Source organism: Dinoroseobacter sp. PD6 (assembly GCF_028807315.1).
GTDB lineage: Bacteria > Pseudomonadota > Alphaproteobacteria > Rhodobacterales > Rhodobacteraceae > Dinoroseobacter > Dinoroseobacter shibae.
This window is the reverse complement of the sequence record NZ_JARAMN010000005.1, coordinates 79,629-93,599: the sequence shown is the minus strand read 5'-3', so window position 1 is coordinate 93,599 and position 13,971 is coordinate 79,629. Positions and strand designations below refer to the sequence as shown.

The 13,971-nt window shown below is 68.6% G+C and carries 17 protein-coding genes; 10 read left to right on the top strand and 7 right to left on the bottom strand.

Going from position 1 to position 13,971, the window contains the following annotated elements:
- Positions 1-42: 42 nt before the first annotated feature.
- Entirely contained in the window at positions 43-699 is a 657-nt protein-coding gene (locus PVW48_RS10550) for a YggS family pyridoxal phosphate-dependent enzyme (RefSeq protein ID WP_274581304.1), read from the top strand.
- Here PVW48_RS10550 and PVW48_RS10545 read toward each other — a convergent pair.
- The 3 genes from PVW48_RS10545 to ribA are packed head-to-tail and all read right to left on the bottom strand — an operon-like array spanning position 696 to position 2,582.
- Positions 696-1,190 (bottom strand): L,D-transpeptidase family protein, encoded by a 495-nt coding sequence (locus PVW48_RS10545; protein WP_274581303.1) that lies wholly within the window; start codon positions 1,188-1,190, stop codon positions 696-698. The genes PVW48_RS10550 and PVW48_RS10545 overlap by 4 nt on opposite strands.
- 6 nt (positions 1,191-1,196) lie before the next feature.
- The gene (locus tag PVW48_RS10540; RefSeq protein ID WP_012176722.1) at positions 1,197-1,484 is read right to left on the bottom strand and encodes a DUF1330 domain-containing protein; all 288 of its coding nucleotides are present in this window, start codon (positions 1,482-1,484) and stop codon (positions 1,197-1,199) included.
- 27 nt (positions 1,485-1,511) lie between these two features.
- On the bottom strand, positions 1,512-2,582 hold the full coding sequence (gene ribA / locus PVW48_RS10535) for a GTP cyclohydrolase II (protein WP_274581302.1): 1,071 nt from the start codon (positions 2,580-2,582) through the stop codon (positions 1,512-1,514).
- A 158-nt stretch (positions 2,583-2,740) separates the two neighbouring features.
- Between ribA and PVW48_RS10530 the strand changes: the two genes are divergently transcribed.
- Entirely contained in the window at positions 2,741-3,427 is a 687-nt protein-coding gene (locus PVW48_RS10530) for a response regulator transcription factor (protein ID WP_012176720.1), read from the top strand.
- A 215-nt stretch (positions 3,428-3,642) separates the two neighbouring features.
- On the opposite strand, the gene PVW48_RS10525 is transcribed toward PVW48_RS10530, so the two are convergent.
- Positions 3,643-4,167 (bottom strand): VPLPA-CTERM sorting domain-containing protein, encoded by a 525-nt coding sequence (locus PVW48_RS10525; RefSeq protein ID WP_274581301.1) that lies wholly within the window; start codon positions 4,165-4,167, stop codon positions 3,643-3,645.
- 340 nt (positions 4,168-4,507) lie between these two features.
- Here PVW48_RS10525 and PVW48_RS10520 point away from each other — a divergent pair, with 340 nt between their 5' ends.
- The 6 genes from PVW48_RS10520 (at position 4,508) to lpxK (ending at position 9,633) form a co-directional block, all read left to right on the top strand.
- Positions 4,508-5,296: an exodeoxyribonuclease III gene (locus tag PVW48_RS10520; RefSeq protein ID WP_274581300.1), complete on the top strand. Its 789-nt coding sequence runs from the start codon at positions 4,508-4,510 to the stop codon at positions 5,294-5,296.
- 73 nt (positions 5,297-5,369) lie between these two features.
- Positions 5,370-6,281, top strand: a complete 912-nt coding sequence (locus PVW48_RS10515; protein ID WP_274581299.1) for a thioredoxin family protein — start codon at positions 5,370-5,372, stop codon at positions 6,279-6,281.
- Positions 6,282-6,307: 26 nt separating this feature from the next.
- A complete protein-coding gene (locus PVW48_RS10510) occupies positions 6,308-6,955 on the top strand; it encodes an LON peptidase substrate-binding domain-containing protein (RefSeq protein ID WP_012176716.1) in 648 nt (215 codons plus the stop codon).
- On the top strand, positions 6,952-7,143 hold the full coding sequence (locus PVW48_RS10505; RefSeq protein ID WP_012176715.1) for a Trm112 family protein: 192 nt from the start codon (positions 6,952-6,954) through the stop codon (positions 7,141-7,143). The genes PVW48_RS10510 and PVW48_RS10505 overlap by 4 nt, the downstream gene beginning before the upstream one ends.
- Positions 7,144-7,303: 160 nt before the next feature.
- The gene (locus tag PVW48_RS10500) at positions 7,304-8,620 is read left to right on the top strand and encodes a 3-deoxy-D-manno-octulosonic acid transferase (protein WP_274581298.1); all 1,317 of its coding nucleotides are present in this window, start codon (positions 7,304-7,306) and stop codon (positions 8,618-8,620) included.
- Positions 8,620-9,633 carry a tetraacyldisaccharide 4'-kinase gene (gene lpxK / locus PVW48_RS10495; protein ID WP_274581297.1) on the top strand — a complete coding sequence of 338 codons (1,014 nt, stop codon included), beginning with the start codon at positions 8,620-8,622 and terminating at the stop codon, positions 9,631-9,633. The genes PVW48_RS10500 and lpxK overlap by 1 nt, the downstream gene beginning before the upstream one ends.
- 35 nt (positions 9,634-9,668) lie before the next feature.
- On the opposite strand, the gene PVW48_RS10490 is transcribed toward lpxK, so the two are convergent.
- Together PVW48_RS10490 and PVW48_RS10485 are read right to left on the bottom strand one after the other, a co-directional pair.
- Positions 9,669-10,340 (bottom strand): DsbA family protein, encoded by a 672-nt coding sequence (locus PVW48_RS10490; protein WP_012176712.1) that lies wholly within the window; start codon positions 10,338-10,340, stop codon positions 9,669-9,671.
- Positions 10,341-10,351: 11 nt separating this feature from the next.
- Positions 10,352-10,864 carry a DUF721 domain-containing protein gene (locus PVW48_RS10485; RefSeq protein ID WP_274581418.1) on the bottom strand — a complete coding sequence of 171 codons (513 nt, stop codon included), beginning with the start codon at positions 10,862-10,864 and terminating at the stop codon, positions 10,352-10,354.
- Positions 10,865-10,949: 85 nt separating this feature from the next.
- Here PVW48_RS10485 and mutY point away from each other — a divergent pair, with 85 nt between their 5' ends.
- Together mutY and PVW48_RS10475 are read left to right on the top strand one after the other, a co-directional pair.
- The gene (gene mutY / locus PVW48_RS10480; RefSeq protein ID WP_274581296.1) at positions 10,950-12,044 is read left to right on the top strand and encodes an A/G-specific adenine glycosylase; all 1,095 of its coding nucleotides are present in this window, start codon (positions 10,950-10,952) and stop codon (positions 12,042-12,044) included.
- A 7-nt stretch (positions 12,045-12,051) separates the two neighbouring features.
- Entirely contained in the window at positions 12,052-13,206 is a 1,155-nt protein-coding gene (locus tag PVW48_RS10475) for an alkane 1-monooxygenase (protein WP_274581295.1), read from the top strand.
- A 123-nt stretch (positions 13,207-13,329) separates the two neighbouring features.
- On the opposite strand, the gene PVW48_RS10470 is transcribed toward PVW48_RS10475, so the two are convergent.
- Complete coding sequence (locus tag PVW48_RS10470; protein WP_274581294.1) at positions 13,330-13,971, bottom strand: NAD(P)-dependent oxidoreductase; 642 nt, start codon at positions 13,969-13,971, stop codon at positions 13,330-13,332.

The window sequence follows — 13,971 nt, the reverse complement described above, 5'->3', positions numbered from 1 at the left end:
CTTTTCTTTTGGGATGACCCCATACAGCAAAGGGAGGAGTCCATGGGAGTGTCCGAGATCACCGCACGGATCGACGCCGCCGCCCGCAAGGCCGGCCGCGATCCCGCCGAGATCACCTTGATCGCCGTCTCCAAGGTTCAGCACCTCGACCGCGTCGAGGCCGTGCTGGCCGAGGGCCACCGGGTCTACGGCGAGAACCGCGTGCAGGAGGCGCAGGGCAAATGGCCCGCCTTCCGGGAGAAATATTCCGGCATCGACCTGCACCTGATCGGCCCGCTGCAATCCAACAAGACCCGCCCTGCGGTGGAGCTTTTCGACGCCATCCACACCGTGGACCGCGCCAAGCTCGCCCGCCGCCTCGCCGACCACGCGCAGGAGCGCGGGCAAAGCCCAGACATCTTCGTCCAGGTCAATACCGGCGACGAGACCCAGAAGGCCGGCTGCGCCCTGTCCGAGGTGGACGCGCTCGTCACCGAATGCCGCGCCCTGGACTTGCCCCTGAAGGGCCTGATGTGCATCCCGCCCATCGACGAAGAACCCAGCCTGCATTTCGCCCTCTTGGCCAAGCTCGCCGCCCGCAACGGGCTGGACGGTCTCTCCATGGGCATGAGCGGCGATTTCGAGAGTGCCATCGCCCAGGGCGCCACCCATATCCGCGTCGGCTCCGCCATCTTCGGCGACCGGGTGAAACCCGCCTAGACCACGATCAGCCGCGTCTCGTACCGGATGCGCGGCGCCAGCCAGCGCAGGTCCGCGCGCGACAGGGCCACGCAGCCCTCCGTCGCCCGCCCCGGCCCGCGCCACTGGTGAATGAAGATCGCCGACCCCGCCCCCCTGCGCGCAGAGGGCCAGTTCCAGTCCGTCAGGATCACCAGATCATAGAGCGGATCGGCCCGCCACAACCGCTCATGCCCGAACCCGTGGGGCCGGGTGACCATCAGGTTGTAATCCGGGTCCCTCACGTCGTCGGACCACCCGTCCCGCGGCCGGATCGGCAGCGCCCAATCCGCAGGCCGCGCCATCCGGTCGGGGCGGTACAACATCCCCACCAACCGATGCACCCCGCGCGGCGTCGCCCCGTCCCCCTCGCGCTTGCGGCCCGTCACCCCGCCCCGCCCGATCGTGCAGGGCAGCACACGCCCGGCGAAGCGCAGGCCCATCGGGGTCAATACAAGGTCACGCGGGCCCATTCGGCCTCAGAGCCCAGTCACGATGCGCAGATCGGTCTCGGCCACCGCCTCGCGGATCGCCTTCGCCGCCGTGTACCCTGCGGACTCGTAGAACCGGCGCGCTGTCGCCACGTCGTCGAACTCCACCAGAACGGCAATCCCCGTATCGGCTCCCTCGCGCACCTCCGGCTGCGGGTCACGCGCCAGCACCCGCCCTCCGTACTCCGCGATCACCGGACCAGCGGCGGCGGCGAAGCGGCCGATCGTCTCCATGTCGTTGCTGCGAATGCTCGCGACGATGTATCCCTTGGGCATGATCCCCCCCTCCTTTTCCGGGCCGGCCTACAACAAATGCCCCGACTTCGCCGCCTTGGTCGCGAGGTACCCGGCGTTCTGCGGCGTCTCTCCGACCTTCAGCGGCACGCGCTCGGTCACCGCGATCCCGCAATTCTCCATCATCGCCACCTTGGCCGGGTTGTTCGTCATGAGCCGCGTGGCCGAAAACCCCAGCCGCCGCAGAAGCTCCGCCCCGATCCGGAAATCCCGCTCGTCATCCTCGAAGCCCAGCCGGTGGTTCGCCTCCACCGTGTCGAACCCCTGGTCCTGCAAGGCATAGGCGCGCATCTTGTTGGCCAGCCCGATCCCCCGCCCCTCCTGGTTCAGGTACAGCAATACGCCCGCCCCTTCGGCCCCCATCTGCGCCAGCGCCCCACGCAATTGCGGCCCGCAATCGCATTTCAGCGACCCCAGCAGGTCACCGGTGAAACACGCCGAATGCAACCGCGCCAGCACCGGCTGGTCGCGCGGCGGCGTGCCGATCTCGACCGCGTAATGCTCCTCGCTGCCATCCTCGGGCCGGAACACATGCAGCCGCCCCGCCTCCGACACCGACAGGGGCACGCGGGCCGAGACGACCTCGTCCATCACCACCGGCACGCGCAGGTCGGCGGCATCCAGAACCGTCAGACCCTCCGCCGGGCCGAACCCGGGCACCACGGGCGCGACCACCGCCGCAGGCAAGAGCCGCGCTTCCTTGCACAGGGTCAGCGCCAGCCGGTGCAACACTGCGTCACCGTCGCGCAGCACCCGGAACGGCCCCTTCATCGGCATCCGCAGATCATCCGCCGGATCGGCCACCGCCCGCACCCAGTGCGCATCCGCATTGCCCGGCAGGGCGATCCGCGCGATATCCCCGTCATAGGGCACCGCGCGCAGGGTCTCGGCCCGCCGCGCCGTGATCGCGAGCACCGCTTCCGCCATGCCCGCCACCACCGACAATCGCGCAGGCTTGAGCGTCTCGCCCGCCAGCGCCAGCACCGCACGGCCCTCCGAATGCAGCACCACGGACACGCCCATGCGCAGGTCCGCCCAGGCACGGGCACGCAATTCGCGCGGATCGGGGGTCAGGGACATGGCCGGTTCCTGTAACACTTGGCCCCTCCCTGTACCCGTTGGCAGCGGAAATTGAAACAAATCCCGCGCTTGCGACACGAGGCCGTGAGCATTTTTCTCCAACCCTTGCTGGAACGCGGCACCGGGCGCATTTCTGATGCAGCGAACCGGAGGACCACATGGCCACTTTGAGAAAGATCCTGCTTGTCGACGATGACGAGGACCTGCGCGAGGCGTTGTCGGAACAGCTCGTGATGACCGAGGATTTCGACGTCTTCGAAGCCGGCTCCGGCGCCGAGGCGATGGAAAAGACCAAGGCCGGGCTCTATGACCTGGTGATCCTCGATGTGGGCCTGCCCGACACCGACGGGCGCGAGCTGTGCCGCCTGATGCGCAAGCAGGGGGTGAAATGCCCTGTGCTGATGCTGACGGGCCATGACAGCGACGCCGACACCATCCTCGGGCTGGATGCCGGGGCGAACGATTATATCTCCAAGCCGTTCAAGCTGCCGGTGCTGCTCGCCCGGATCCGCGCCCAGCTGCGCCAGCACGAGCAATCCGAGGACGCGGTGTTCACCCTGGGGCCGTACACCTTCAAACCCGCCATGAAGCTGCTGGAGACCGAGGACGAGCGCAAGATCCGCCTGACCGAGAAGGAAACCAACATCCTCAAGTTCCTCTACCGCGCCACCGAAGGCGTGGTCGCCCGCGACGTGCTGCTGCACGAGGTCTGGGGCTACAATGCGGGCGTGACCACCCACACGCTGGAGACCCATATCTACCGCCTGCGCCAGAAGATCGAGCCCGATCCCTCCAACGCCCGGCTGCTGGTCACGGAATCCGGCGGCTACCGGCTTGTGGCCTGATTGCCGCACGCAGCCGAAAGTCGTATTTCAGCACCCGCGAAGCTGCGGCTAGGGTGTATGGTGAAGCAACCCCATGCTGTGACGGGGCATGACACAGCAACCTCCCTGTTGGACTTGCCGGGCCTCGTGCCCGGCATTTTTTTCCACAAGGCGTCCCCGAACACGAAAAAGCCGGGGTAAAACCCCGGCCTGGATCGTCGCGTTGGCCTCTGGCCTCAGCCGCGCGCCTTGCGCCGCCGCATCACCGCCAGACCGCCTGCCGCAAGCAGCAGGAGCGGAGCCGTCGCCGGCAGCGGAACGGGGGTAGGGCCCGCCCCGGGAAGCTGCGTCAGATACGCACCTTCGAGCAGGATGCCGTTCGGGCTGTCGGTGTTCGGGTCGAAAGTGAAGGTCAGGCTGTCTGCCGTGAAGCTCACCTGCAGGTTCACAAGATTGGTCTGCGTGACCAAGAATCCCGTCAACTCGGACCCGTCGTTGAAATCCATGTCGCTGATGACGAGACTGCTGACGTTCCCCACGGTCCCGAAAACGTCCCCGTCCACAACCAGCAGGTTGTTGGTGCCGTTCGGATTCAGGTCGAAGGTCGTGCCGTCGAGATCAAATTCGATTCCGCTGCCCACCACGACATCTACGGCGCCGAAACCGGGAAGAGCCAGGTTGACTGTATCGCCCGCAAGCGTCGTCGCCGAAGCAACCGCTGGACATAATGCGACGAGAGAAGTCAGAAGAAGTTTACGCATAGTACACCTACAATTCACACAGGTCAGTTATCAACCGTTAGCGCGACCCGCGCAACGCTGCCTTGCACATTAAGCTTTTCTTAACCCCGATTGCGAGGGCCGATCGCTCATTATTACAGTAATGTGTGCGTAAAAACCGACTTTTTCGATAAAAACCGCGCATCCGAGCCAGTGTTAACCATTTCCAGCCAAGTCTCGACGGCCGAAGGGCATTGATTTGCAATGGTTAACAACCAGATCCGAATCACGCAGCCCGCATGCCCCCCTTTCCGGCCCCGGGCCTCTGGCGGTCGCGCCCGATCTCCCCTAGGGTCGCGCCGGTCCGCGAGGGAGCACGCCCATGTCCATCACCATCGCCACCTGGAACATCAACTCCGTCCGCCTGCGGGCCGATCTGGTCGCGCGCCTGCTGCGCGACGAGGCGCCGGATGTCCTGTGCCTGCAGGAATGCAAGAGCCCGGTCGACAAGATCCCGCTGGAGACCTTCGCCGCCCTGGGCTACGGCCACATGGTCGCCCGCGGCCAGAAGGGCTATAACGGCGTGGCGATCCTGTCCCGCCTGCCCCTCGAAGACGCCGGGCACCGGGATTTCGTCGGCAAGGGCGACGCCCGCCACGTCGCTGCGCGGCTGGAAAACGGTCTGACCATCCACAATTACTACGTGCCCGCGGGCGGCGACGTGCCCGACCGCGACGTCAACGAGAAATTCGGCCACAAGCTCGACTTCCTGGCCGAGATGCGCGCCTGGTTCACCGATACCGCGCCGGAGAAATCCGTGCTCGTGGGCGATCTGAACATCGCCCCGCGCGAGGACGACGTCTGGTCGCACAAGCAACTCCTCAAGGTCGTCAGCCACACCCCCATCGAGGTCGACACCTTCGAGACCACCCGCGAGGCCGGCAACTGGGTCGACGTCACCCGCGCCGACATCCCCGAGGGCCAGCTCTATTCCTGGTGGTCCTACCGCGCCCGCGACTGGTCGGCAGCCGACAAGGGCCGCCGCCTCGATCACGTCTGGGCCAGCGCCGACATCGCCGCCGCGGCCCACGGCTCGCGGATCCTGCGCGAGGTGCGCGGCTGGGACCAGCCCAGCGACCACGCCCCGGTCTTCGCCAGCTTCGACCTCTGAACCCGCCATTCGGCCCTTGGAGTCCGACGGCAGACACGCCATATACGAAACCGAACGGACAATGAGGGAAGCCATGCTGGAATTCGGACAGACAGGCGGCGGCGCCCCCGCCGCGGGCGATCTGGTCAAGGACACCACCGAGGCGACATTCATGGCCGATGTCGTGGATGCCAGCCAGGAAATCCCCGTCATCGTGGATTTCTGGGCCCCCTGGTGCGGCCCGTGCAAGACCCTCGGCCCCGCGCTGGAGGCCGAAGTGACCGCCGCCAAGGGCAAGGTCCGCATGGTCAAGGTCAACGTGGACGAGGCCCAGATGATCGCGGGCCAGATGCGGATCCAGTCGATCCCCACGGTCTACGCCTTCCACAAGGGCCAGCCGGTCGACGGCTTCCAGGGCGCGATCACCCCCGCCGAGATCAAGGATTTCGTCTCCCGCGTGGCCGCGCTCGGCGGCGATGACGGGCTGGGCGAAGCGGTAGAGGCCGCCGAGGCGATGCTGACCGAAGGCGCCGCCGTGGATGCCGCGCAAACCTTCGCCGCGATCCTCGGCGAAGAGCCCGAGAATGCCGCGGCCTATGGCGGGCTCGTGCGCGCCCACCTGGCAATGGACGAGCTGGACAAGGCCGAGGCCCTGATCACCGCCGCCCCCGATGCGGTCGCCAAATCGCCCGAGCTCGACGCCGCCCGCGCGCAGCTCGAACTGGCGCGCCAGGCCGCCCAGGCCGGTCCCGTGGCCGAGCTGCGCGCCAAGGTCACCGCCGATCCCGACGACCACCAGGCCCGCTTCGACTTGGCCCAGGCGCTCTATGCCAACGGCGACACCCAAGCGGCGGTGGACGAGTTGCTCGACCTGTTCCGCCGCGACCGCGACTGGCAGGACGGCGCCGCCAAGACCCAGCTCTTCACCATCTTCGATGCATTGAAGCCCGAAGACCCCATCGCGCTCCAGGGCCGCCGCCGCCTGTCGTCGATGATATTTGCCTGAGCGCGCCCCGGGGCTACCTGAACCTCATGAAACTTTCGGCTGCAGACCTGCCCGACACCATCCCCGTCTTTCCGCTGCCCGGAGCCCTGCTCCTGCCGCGGGCCCGGTTGCCCCTTCACATCTTCGAGCCGCGGTACCTCGCCATGCTCGAAGATGCGCTGAAGACGCCCCACCGGCTGATCGGCATGGTGCAGCCGCGCGAAGTGCCCGGCTCCAAGGACCGCCGCCTGCACAGCATCGGCTGCGCGGGCCGGGTCTCGGCCTTCTCCGAGACCGAGGACGGGCGCTACATGATCACCCTGAACGGCATGTCGCGCTTCCGCATCACCCGCGAGGTCAGCGGTTTCACCCCGTATCTCAAGGCAGACGTGACCTGGGACGATTTCGGCCGTGACCTGGGCAAGACCGAAGAAGACCCGGGCTTCCAGCGCGGCGCCTTCCTCGACCTCTTGCGCCGTTTCTTCGAAGACCAGGACATGCGTACCGACTGGGACAGCCTGTCGGAGGCCGAGGACGAGTTGCTGATCAACTCGCTCTCGATGCTCTGCCCCTTCGATCCGGAGGACAAGCAGGCCCTGCTGGAAGCGCCCTCGCTCTCCACCCGGCGCGAAACCCTCGTCACCCTGATCGAGTTCGCCCTGCGCGGCGGCTCCAGCGAGGAATTGCTGCAATGAGCGCCGACGAGATCGAGGCGGAGTTCGACCGCCACATGCTGGAATCGCTTGTCTGCCCGGTGACCCGCGCGCCCCTGACCTACGACGCCGAGGCGCAGGAGCTTATCTCCCGCGCCGCACACCTGGCCTTCCCGATCCGCAACGGCATCCCGGTGATGATCGAGGACGAGGCGCGCAAGCTCGACTGAGCCCCCGCGCCGCCCTGCCGGACCGCGCCGCGGCGACCCCGGCCCACCGGTCTGCATCCCATGCTGCCTTGAACGCCCCATGTCCGCCCCTTAGGCTGCGCCGCGACCCCAGCCCGGAGCCCCCCGTGATCCAGCCCGCCTCCAACCCGCGCCGCACCCCATGAGCGCCGCCTTTCCCCGCTCCGCCGCCCTGTGGCTCTACCTTGCGATGAACGCGCGGCTCACCGGCTGGGCCGAGCGCAAGATCGCCGAGCGTCGCGAGGCCGGCAAGGAAGACCCCGACCGCTACGGCGAACGTCTCGGGCGCCCCGGCCTGCCCCGGCCCGACGGCCCGCTGATCTGGATGCACGCCGCCAGCGTGGGCGAGGCGCTCTCGGTGCAGGAGCTGATCCGCCGTCTGCGCGAGGAACGCCCCGACACCACGATCCTGCTGACCACGGGCACCCGCACCTCCGCCGAACTGCTGGCCACCCGCCTGCCCCAGGGCGCGATCCACCAATTCGCGCCCGTGGACACCAAACCGGCCATCGCCGGCTTTCTCGACCACTGGAAACCGGACCTCGCCATCTGGATCGAGAGCGAGCTCTGGCCCCGCATGATCCACGACACCGCCGACCGGGGCATCCCGATGATGCTGATGAATGCACGCATGTCGCCAGACAGCTACCGGCGCTGGCGCTGGATGCGCGGCCTGTCCCACGCCCTGCTGTCGCGGTTCCGGCGCATCCTGGCGCAGGACAAGGACACCATGCGCCTGCTCGCCCGGCTCGGCGCGCCCCAGGACCGCCTTCGCACCATCGGCACCCTGAAGGAAGGCGCGCAGCTCCTACCCTATTCCCAGACCCAGTACGCCTCCTTCCTCGACGAGATCGACGGCCGCCCCCTCTGGCTCGCCTCCTCCACCCATCCGGGCGAGGAAGAGATGATGAGCGAAACCCACCGCAGCCTCGTGCGCCGGATGCACCGGCTCCTGATGGTGCTCGTCCCCCGCCACCCCGAGCGCGGCCCCGAGATCGCCCGCGCCCTGCGCGCCGAAGGCTGGGAGGTCTCCTTGCGCAGCGACGACGACAGCGTCGATCTCGACACCCAGATCTACGTCGCCGACACCCTGGGCGAGCTGGGCCTGTGGTACCGCCTCGCCCCGGTCAGCTTCATCGGCGGCTCCCTCACCGAGGTCGGCGGCCACAACCCGTTCGAGCCCGCGGCACTCGGCTCCGCCATCGTCCACGGGCCCCATGTGTTCAACTTCGCCGATATCTACGAGCGGCTGACCCAGGCCGGCGGCGCGCGGCAGGTGGACGGGCCGGTCACGCTGGCCGAGACCATCGACGACCTGCTGGCGCCGCATAACGCCGCCGCCATGGCCCATGCCGCGTGGGAGGTCTCGTCCCGCGGCGCGCAGGTCACCGACCTGGCCCTCTCCGAAGTGCTCGACCAGCTCGACGGCGTCGAGCCCGCCGCCCGCAAAGCCCCCTGATGCGCCCGCCCGGCTTCTGGCACGCGCCCCCCGATGCCCCAGGCTGGCGCGCCCGGGCGCTGGCCCCGCTGGGCGCGCTCTACGCCGCCGCCACCGCCCGGCGCGTGGCCCGGCCCCCCGCCCACCGGCCCGGCATCCCGGTGATCTGCGTCGGCAACATCAATGCGGGCGGCACCGGCAAGACCCCGACCGTGATCGCGCTGCAGATGATCCTCGCCGCCCGCGGCATCGCCGCCCATGTGGTCAGCCGCGGCTATGGCGGGCGGCTGGAGGGCCCCGTCGCCGTGGACCCGCGCCGCCACGATGCGGCCGAGGTGGGAGACGAGCCGCTGCTGCTCGCCGCCTTCGGTCCCACCTGGGTCGCCCGGGACCGCGCGGCAGGGGCACGGGCGGCGGAGGGCGCAGGCGCCCAGGCGATCCTGCTCGATGACGGGTTCCAGAACCCGACGCTCGCCAAGGATCTCTCCCTCGTGGTGGTGGATGCCCAACGGGGCTTCGGCAATGGCCGGGTCATCCCCGCAGGCCCGCTGCGCGAACCCGTGACCCGCGGCCTGGCCCGCGCCGACCTGCTCCTGACCATCGGCCCCCCCGCAGCGCAAGCCCGCTTCGACGCGCTCTGGGGTCCCGCCACCGGCACCCTGCCCCACCTGCGCGGCGCGCTGACCCCCCTGCAGACCGGCATGCGGTGGGAGGGCCTGCGCGCCGTCGCCTTCGCGGGGATCGGCCATCCGCAAAAATTCTTCGACACCCTGCAGGACCAGGGCGTGATCCTCTGCGCCACCCACCCGCTGGACGACCACCAACCGCTGGACGCGCGGCTGATCACCCGGCTTCTGGCCGATGCCAAGGCCCAGGGCGCGCAACTCGTGACCACCGAAAAGGACGCCGTCCGCCTGCCGGCCGAGCTGCGCGGCCAGGTCCTCAGCCTGCCCGTCCGGCTCGCGCTTGCCGACGACACCGCCCTGACCGCGGCCCTCGACACGCTGTTTCCGAACGCAACACGCCGCGCGTGACCCCGCGCGGCGCGTCACATTCCCCGGCGCGGGGCTTATTCTTCGAGCAGCCCGTCCAGCACCGCCGCGAAATCGCGGAAGTTCATGTTGGAATAATTCTCGCCATTGATCACGAAGGACGGGGTCGAGTTGATCCCGTCCGCCTCGGCGTTCTGCTGGTACCAGGCCACCAGCGCCTGTGCCTTCTCGCCGTCCTGCAGGCAGGCATCGACCTGTTCGTCCGACATGCCCGCAACCCGCCCGATCCGGCGCAGGTTGTCGGCAACCTCCGCCGGGCTGCCATTGCCGGTCCATTCGCTCTGCTGCTCATAGAGCATGTCGGTGATCCCGAAATACCGCTCCTCGCCGCCGCAGCGCGCGACCATCCCGGCCCAGAGCCCGAACCGGTCGAAATACACCTCCCGGTAGATGAACTGCACCTTGCCGGTCTCGATGTAATTCTCCTTCAGCTCCGGAAACACGTTCTGGTGGAAGGTGGCGCAATGGGGGCAGGTGAAAGAGGCATACTCCACCACCGTGATCGGCGCATCCGCCGCGCCCAGGGTCATCTCCACAATGCCCGACGTATCGACCTCCTGCGCCTCGACCGACCCGACCGGGTTCAGGGTGACACCGGCCGTGGGCACACCGGACTGGCTGGTATACCAGTAGGCGCCCGCAGCGGCGATCGCGACCCCGAGGGCCAGAGAGGTGAGTTTCCGAGCCATGACGGATCCTTTCAAGAGGGATGTTTGCTGTTCAGAATGTTGCTGCCCAACCGCGCAAGCGCGTCGCGCAGACCGGGGTCCTGCACCGCACCGGTCACGGCCCGCGCGGCTTCGGTGACCGGCTTGGGCTTGGGCGGCCCTTCGCGCCTCGGGGCAGGGGTGAAATCGGCGCCCGGCTCGGCAAAGCCCGTGGACGCGGTCTGGGTGATCTTGATCCGGCTGATCGCGTTGTAGCCGTAACAGGCATTGACCTTCTCGCGCAGCCGCTCCTTCTGCATCTCCAGCAGCGGCGCGAAGGCCCCGCTGGTCAGCACCGTGAGCGTGGCCCCGAACCCCTTGCGGCCGTAGTTGACCGTCACCGGGCGCACCTTGGCCGCCATGTCCGGCCCGGCCACTTCCTCCCAATGGGTCAGCAGCTTGGACACCGCGAAGCCCCGGCTCTCCCCCGCCGTACGGATCCGGGTCTCCAGAAGCTGTCCCGTCTGGCGGAAGCCGTAGCCGCGCCGCCGTGTGCCTGTCGCCATCTCGCGCTCGCTTTCGATGCGTTCCACCCTAGTCTAAGCTCATGCGCGCCCAGAACCAGAGGCGAAGCGACGGAGACCGCGCAGAATGCATAAAAAAATCGCGAGCGACGCGGCGGCGGCGGCGCTGAGCAGCACGCTGCTCGACTGGTACGATGCCCATGCCCGCGTGATGCCCTGGCGCGTGGGGCCTGCCGAGCGCGCCGCGGGCAAGCGCCCGGACCCCTATCGCGTCTGGCTCTCCGAGGTGATGCTGCAACAGACCACCGTGGCCGCCGTGCGCGACTACTTCCGCGCCTTCACCGACCGCTGGCCCCGGGTCACCGACCTGGCGGCGGCCGCGGATGCCGATGTCATGGCCGCCTGGGCGGGGCTCGGGTACTACGCCCGCGCGCGCAACCTGCTGAAATGCGCGCGGGTGGTGACGCAGGACCATGGCGGGCGCTTTCCCGACACCGCCGAAGGCTTGCGCGCCCTGCCCGGCATCGGCCCCTATACCTCCGCCGCCATCGCCGCGATTGCCTTCGACCGGCCCGAAACGGTGGTCGACGGCAATGTCGAACGGGTCATGGCCCGGCTGCGCGGGATCGAAACGCCCCTGCCGCCCGCCAAGCCGGAACTGACCGAGGCCGCCGCGGCCCTCACGCCGGACAAACGCCCCGGCGACTACGCCCAGGCGGTGATGGACCTCGGCGCCACGATCTGCACCCCGCGCAACCCCGCCTGCGGCATCTGCCCGTGGCGGGACCCTTGTGTCGCCCGCGCCACCGGCATCGCCGCCGACCTGCCCCGCAAACTGCCGAAAAAGCCCAAACCGACCCGTTTCGGTCTGGTCTATGTCGCGCGCCACCCGGACGGTGCCTGGCTGCTGGAAACCCGTCCCGACCGGGGCCTGCTGGGCGGCATGCTCGCCTATCCCTCCACCGACTGGACCGAGGACGCGCCCGCCGACGCCCCCCCGGTCGCCGCGGACTGGCACGACCCGGCCCTCGAAGTGCGCCACACCTTCACCCATTTCCACCTGCGCCTGGCCCTGCGCACCGCGATCACGGACGCCCCGCCCGCAAGGGGCCGCTTCGTGCCGCGCGCCGCCTTTCGCCCCGCCGATCTGCCCACGGTGTTCCGCAAGGCCCATGACCTCGCGGCGGCACATCTTGACACAGGCTTCCCTTCCCCGCTCTGATCACGCCATGAGCACCCCCGACACCGCCTCCATTCCCCCCGCCCGCATGGCCCGCCTGACCCGGGCCCTGCCCTTCTGGCTGTCGCTGGGCCTGTTCCCAGCGATCCTGCTGGCGGCGGAATATGGCGGCTGGGCGCTCCTGCTGCCGCCCCTGGCCAGTTGGGGGCTGTTTACCCTGCTGGATGCGCTCGCGGGGCTGGAGACCGGCAATGCCGACACCGACACGCCCGAAGAGGCGCTCGGCTGGTACCGGGCCATCACGCTGGCATGGTTCCCGCTCCAGGCGGCGATGCTGATCTGGCTGCTGGCCACCGTGCCCGCCGCCGCCCATCTGGGCGCGGCCGAGAAGGTCGGCGTGTTCTTCGGCATGGGCGTGGCCTCCGGCACGGTCGGGATCACCTACGCGCATGAGCTGATGCACCAGAAGAACCGGCTGGAGCGGTGGCTGGGCGACCTGCTCATGGCCTCGGTGCTCTACGGTCATTTCCGCTCCGAACACCTGCTGGTGCACCACCGCTACGTGGGCACGCCGCGCGACCCGGTCACCGCGCGTTACAACGAGGGCTTTCACCGGTTCTATCCGCGTGTGCTGTGGCAATGCCTGGCCTCGGCCTGGCGGGCGGAGGCGGCGATGCTCGCCCGCCGCAACCGCCCTGTCTGGCACCCGGCCAACCCGTTCTGGCGCTACGCCGCGCTGCAGGCAGGCTGGCTCGCGCTCGCCTTCGCCCTGGGGGGCTCATCGGGCGTTGCCCTCTTCGCCGTGCAGGCGGCCACCGCCATCTGGCAGCTCGAACTGGTCAACTACGTGGAACATTACGGCCTGACCCGGAAACATCTGGGCGACGGGCGCTACGAGCATGTGCAGCCGCGCCATTCCTGGAACGCCGCGCAGAAGGCATCGAACTGGCTGCTGATCAATTTGCAGCGCCATTCCGACCACCATTACAAGCCCGACCGCCGCTTCCCGCTGTTGCAGACCTACGGACCCGAGGAGGCACCGCAACTGCCCTTCGGCTATCCGGTGATGACCATGGCCGCCATGGTCCCGCCCCTCTGGCGCCGGATCATGAACCCCCGCGTGCGCGCCTGGCGTCGGCAATACTACCCCGAGATCGAGGATTGGGGCCCCTACAAGCGCGCCGAGACGCCGCTGCCACGCTGACTGGACCGGGCGCGGCCTGTGGTCCGCGCGTGGATTGTCAGACAATTTGCCCGACAGGTGCCCGACAGGTGCCATACACCTGCCATACAGTTTGCCGACACGCCCCCGACGCGCGTTTTCGGCTCAGCGCACCAGCACCGGCGCGTCGTGAATATGGCTGCCCTCCTTGAGCGCGCGGATCAGGAAATCCCCCACATCCGCCCGCGAAATCAACCCGTTACGCCACTCCGCGGGATCGCTCAGCACCCGGTACTGCCCGGTCCGCGCATTGTTGGTCAGGATCCCGGGCCGCGCGATGGTCCAGTCGAGGCCAGAGCCCTTGATCATCTCCTCCTGCACCGCCTTGTCCGCATAGGCGCGGCCCAAAAGTGCTTTATGTCCAAGGCGTTCCAGGGTGCTCATGGCCGCGTTGCTCTCGCCCGCACCGAACCCCGTGACCGCCAGAAGCCGGGTGATCCCCGCCGCCTTCATCGCCGGGATCAGCACTGCCGTCGCGTCGGAAAACACCGTCGTGGGCCGCGCCAGCGCCGGCAGGCTCTTGGGAATGCCGATGGCCGAGATCACCGCCTCGCACCCCGCCAGCGCATCGCTCACCGCCATGGCATCGGTCGCGTCCCCCGCCACCAGTTCCAGATCTGCGTGCTCCAGCCCCACAGCCTCGGGCTTGCGCGCCATGACCCGCGCCGCAAACCCCTGTTCCAAGGCGATTTTCACGGCCTCCAGGCCGATCCCCTTGCTGCCACCGATCACCAGTATCTTCTGCAT

Bases quoted from the DNA above. Each gene is read 5' to 3' on its own strand.
- PVW48_RS10550 (WP_274581304.1), top strand. From the start codon at position 43: ATGGGAGTGTCCGAGATCACCGCACGGATCGACGCCGCCGCCCGCAAG.
- PVW48_RS10545 (WP_274581303.1), bottom strand. From the start codon at position 1,190: ATGGGCCCGCGTGACCTTGTATTGACCCCGATGGGCCTGCGCTTCGCC.
- PVW48_RS10540 (WP_012176722.1), bottom strand. From the start codon at position 1,484: ATGCCCAAGGGATACATCGTCGCGAGCATTCGCAGCAACGACATGGAG.
- ribA (WP_274581302.1), bottom strand. From the start codon at position 2,582: ATGTCCCTGACCCCCGATCCGCGCGAATTGCGTGCCCGTGCCTGGGCG.
- PVW48_RS10530 (WP_012176720.1), top strand. From the start codon at position 2,741: ATGGCCACTTTGAGAAAGATCCTGCTTGTCGACGATGACGAGGACCTG.
- PVW48_RS10525 (WP_274581301.1), bottom strand. From the start codon at position 4,167: ATGCGTAAACTTCTTCTGACTTCTCTCGTCGCATTATGTCCAGCGGTT.
- PVW48_RS10520 (WP_274581300.1), top strand. From the start codon at position 4,508: ATGTCCATCACCATCGCCACCTGGAACATCAACTCCGTCCGCCTGCGG.
- PVW48_RS10515 (WP_274581299.1), top strand. From the start codon at position 5,370: ATGCTGGAATTCGGACAGACAGGCGGCGGCGCCCCCGCCGCGGGCGAT.
- PVW48_RS10510 (WP_012176716.1), top strand. From the start codon at position 6,308: ATGAAACTTTCGGCTGCAGACCTGCCCGACACCATCCCCGTCTTTCCG.
- PVW48_RS10505 (WP_012176715.1), top strand. From the start codon at position 6,952: ATGAGCGCCGACGAGATCGAGGCGGAGTTCGACCGCCACATGCTGGAA.
- PVW48_RS10500 (WP_274581298.1), top strand. From the start codon at position 7,304: ATGAGCGCCGCCTTTCCCCGCTCCGCCGCCCTGTGGCTCTACCTTGCG.
- lpxK (WP_274581297.1), top strand. From the start codon at position 8,620: ATGCGCCCGCCCGGCTTCTGGCACGCGCCCCCCGATGCCCCAGGCTGG.
- PVW48_RS10490 (WP_012176712.1), bottom strand. From the start codon at position 10,340: ATGGCTCGGAAACTCACCTCTCTGGCCCTCGGGGTCGCGATCGCCGCT.
- PVW48_RS10485 (WP_274581418.1), bottom strand. From the start codon at position 10,864: ATGGCGACAGGCACACGGCGGCGCGGCTACGGCTTCCGCCAGACGGGA.
- mutY (WP_274581296.1), top strand. From the start codon at position 10,950: ATGCATAAAAAAATCGCGAGCGACGCGGCGGCGGCGGCGCTGAGCAGC.
- PVW48_RS10475 (WP_274581295.1), top strand. From the start codon at position 12,052: ATGAGCACCCCCGACACCGCCTCCATTCCCCCCGCCCGCATGGCCCGC.
- PVW48_RS10470 (WP_274581294.1), bottom strand. From the start codon at position 13,971: ATGCAGAAGATACTGGTGATCGGTGGCAGCAAGGGGATCGGCCTGGAG.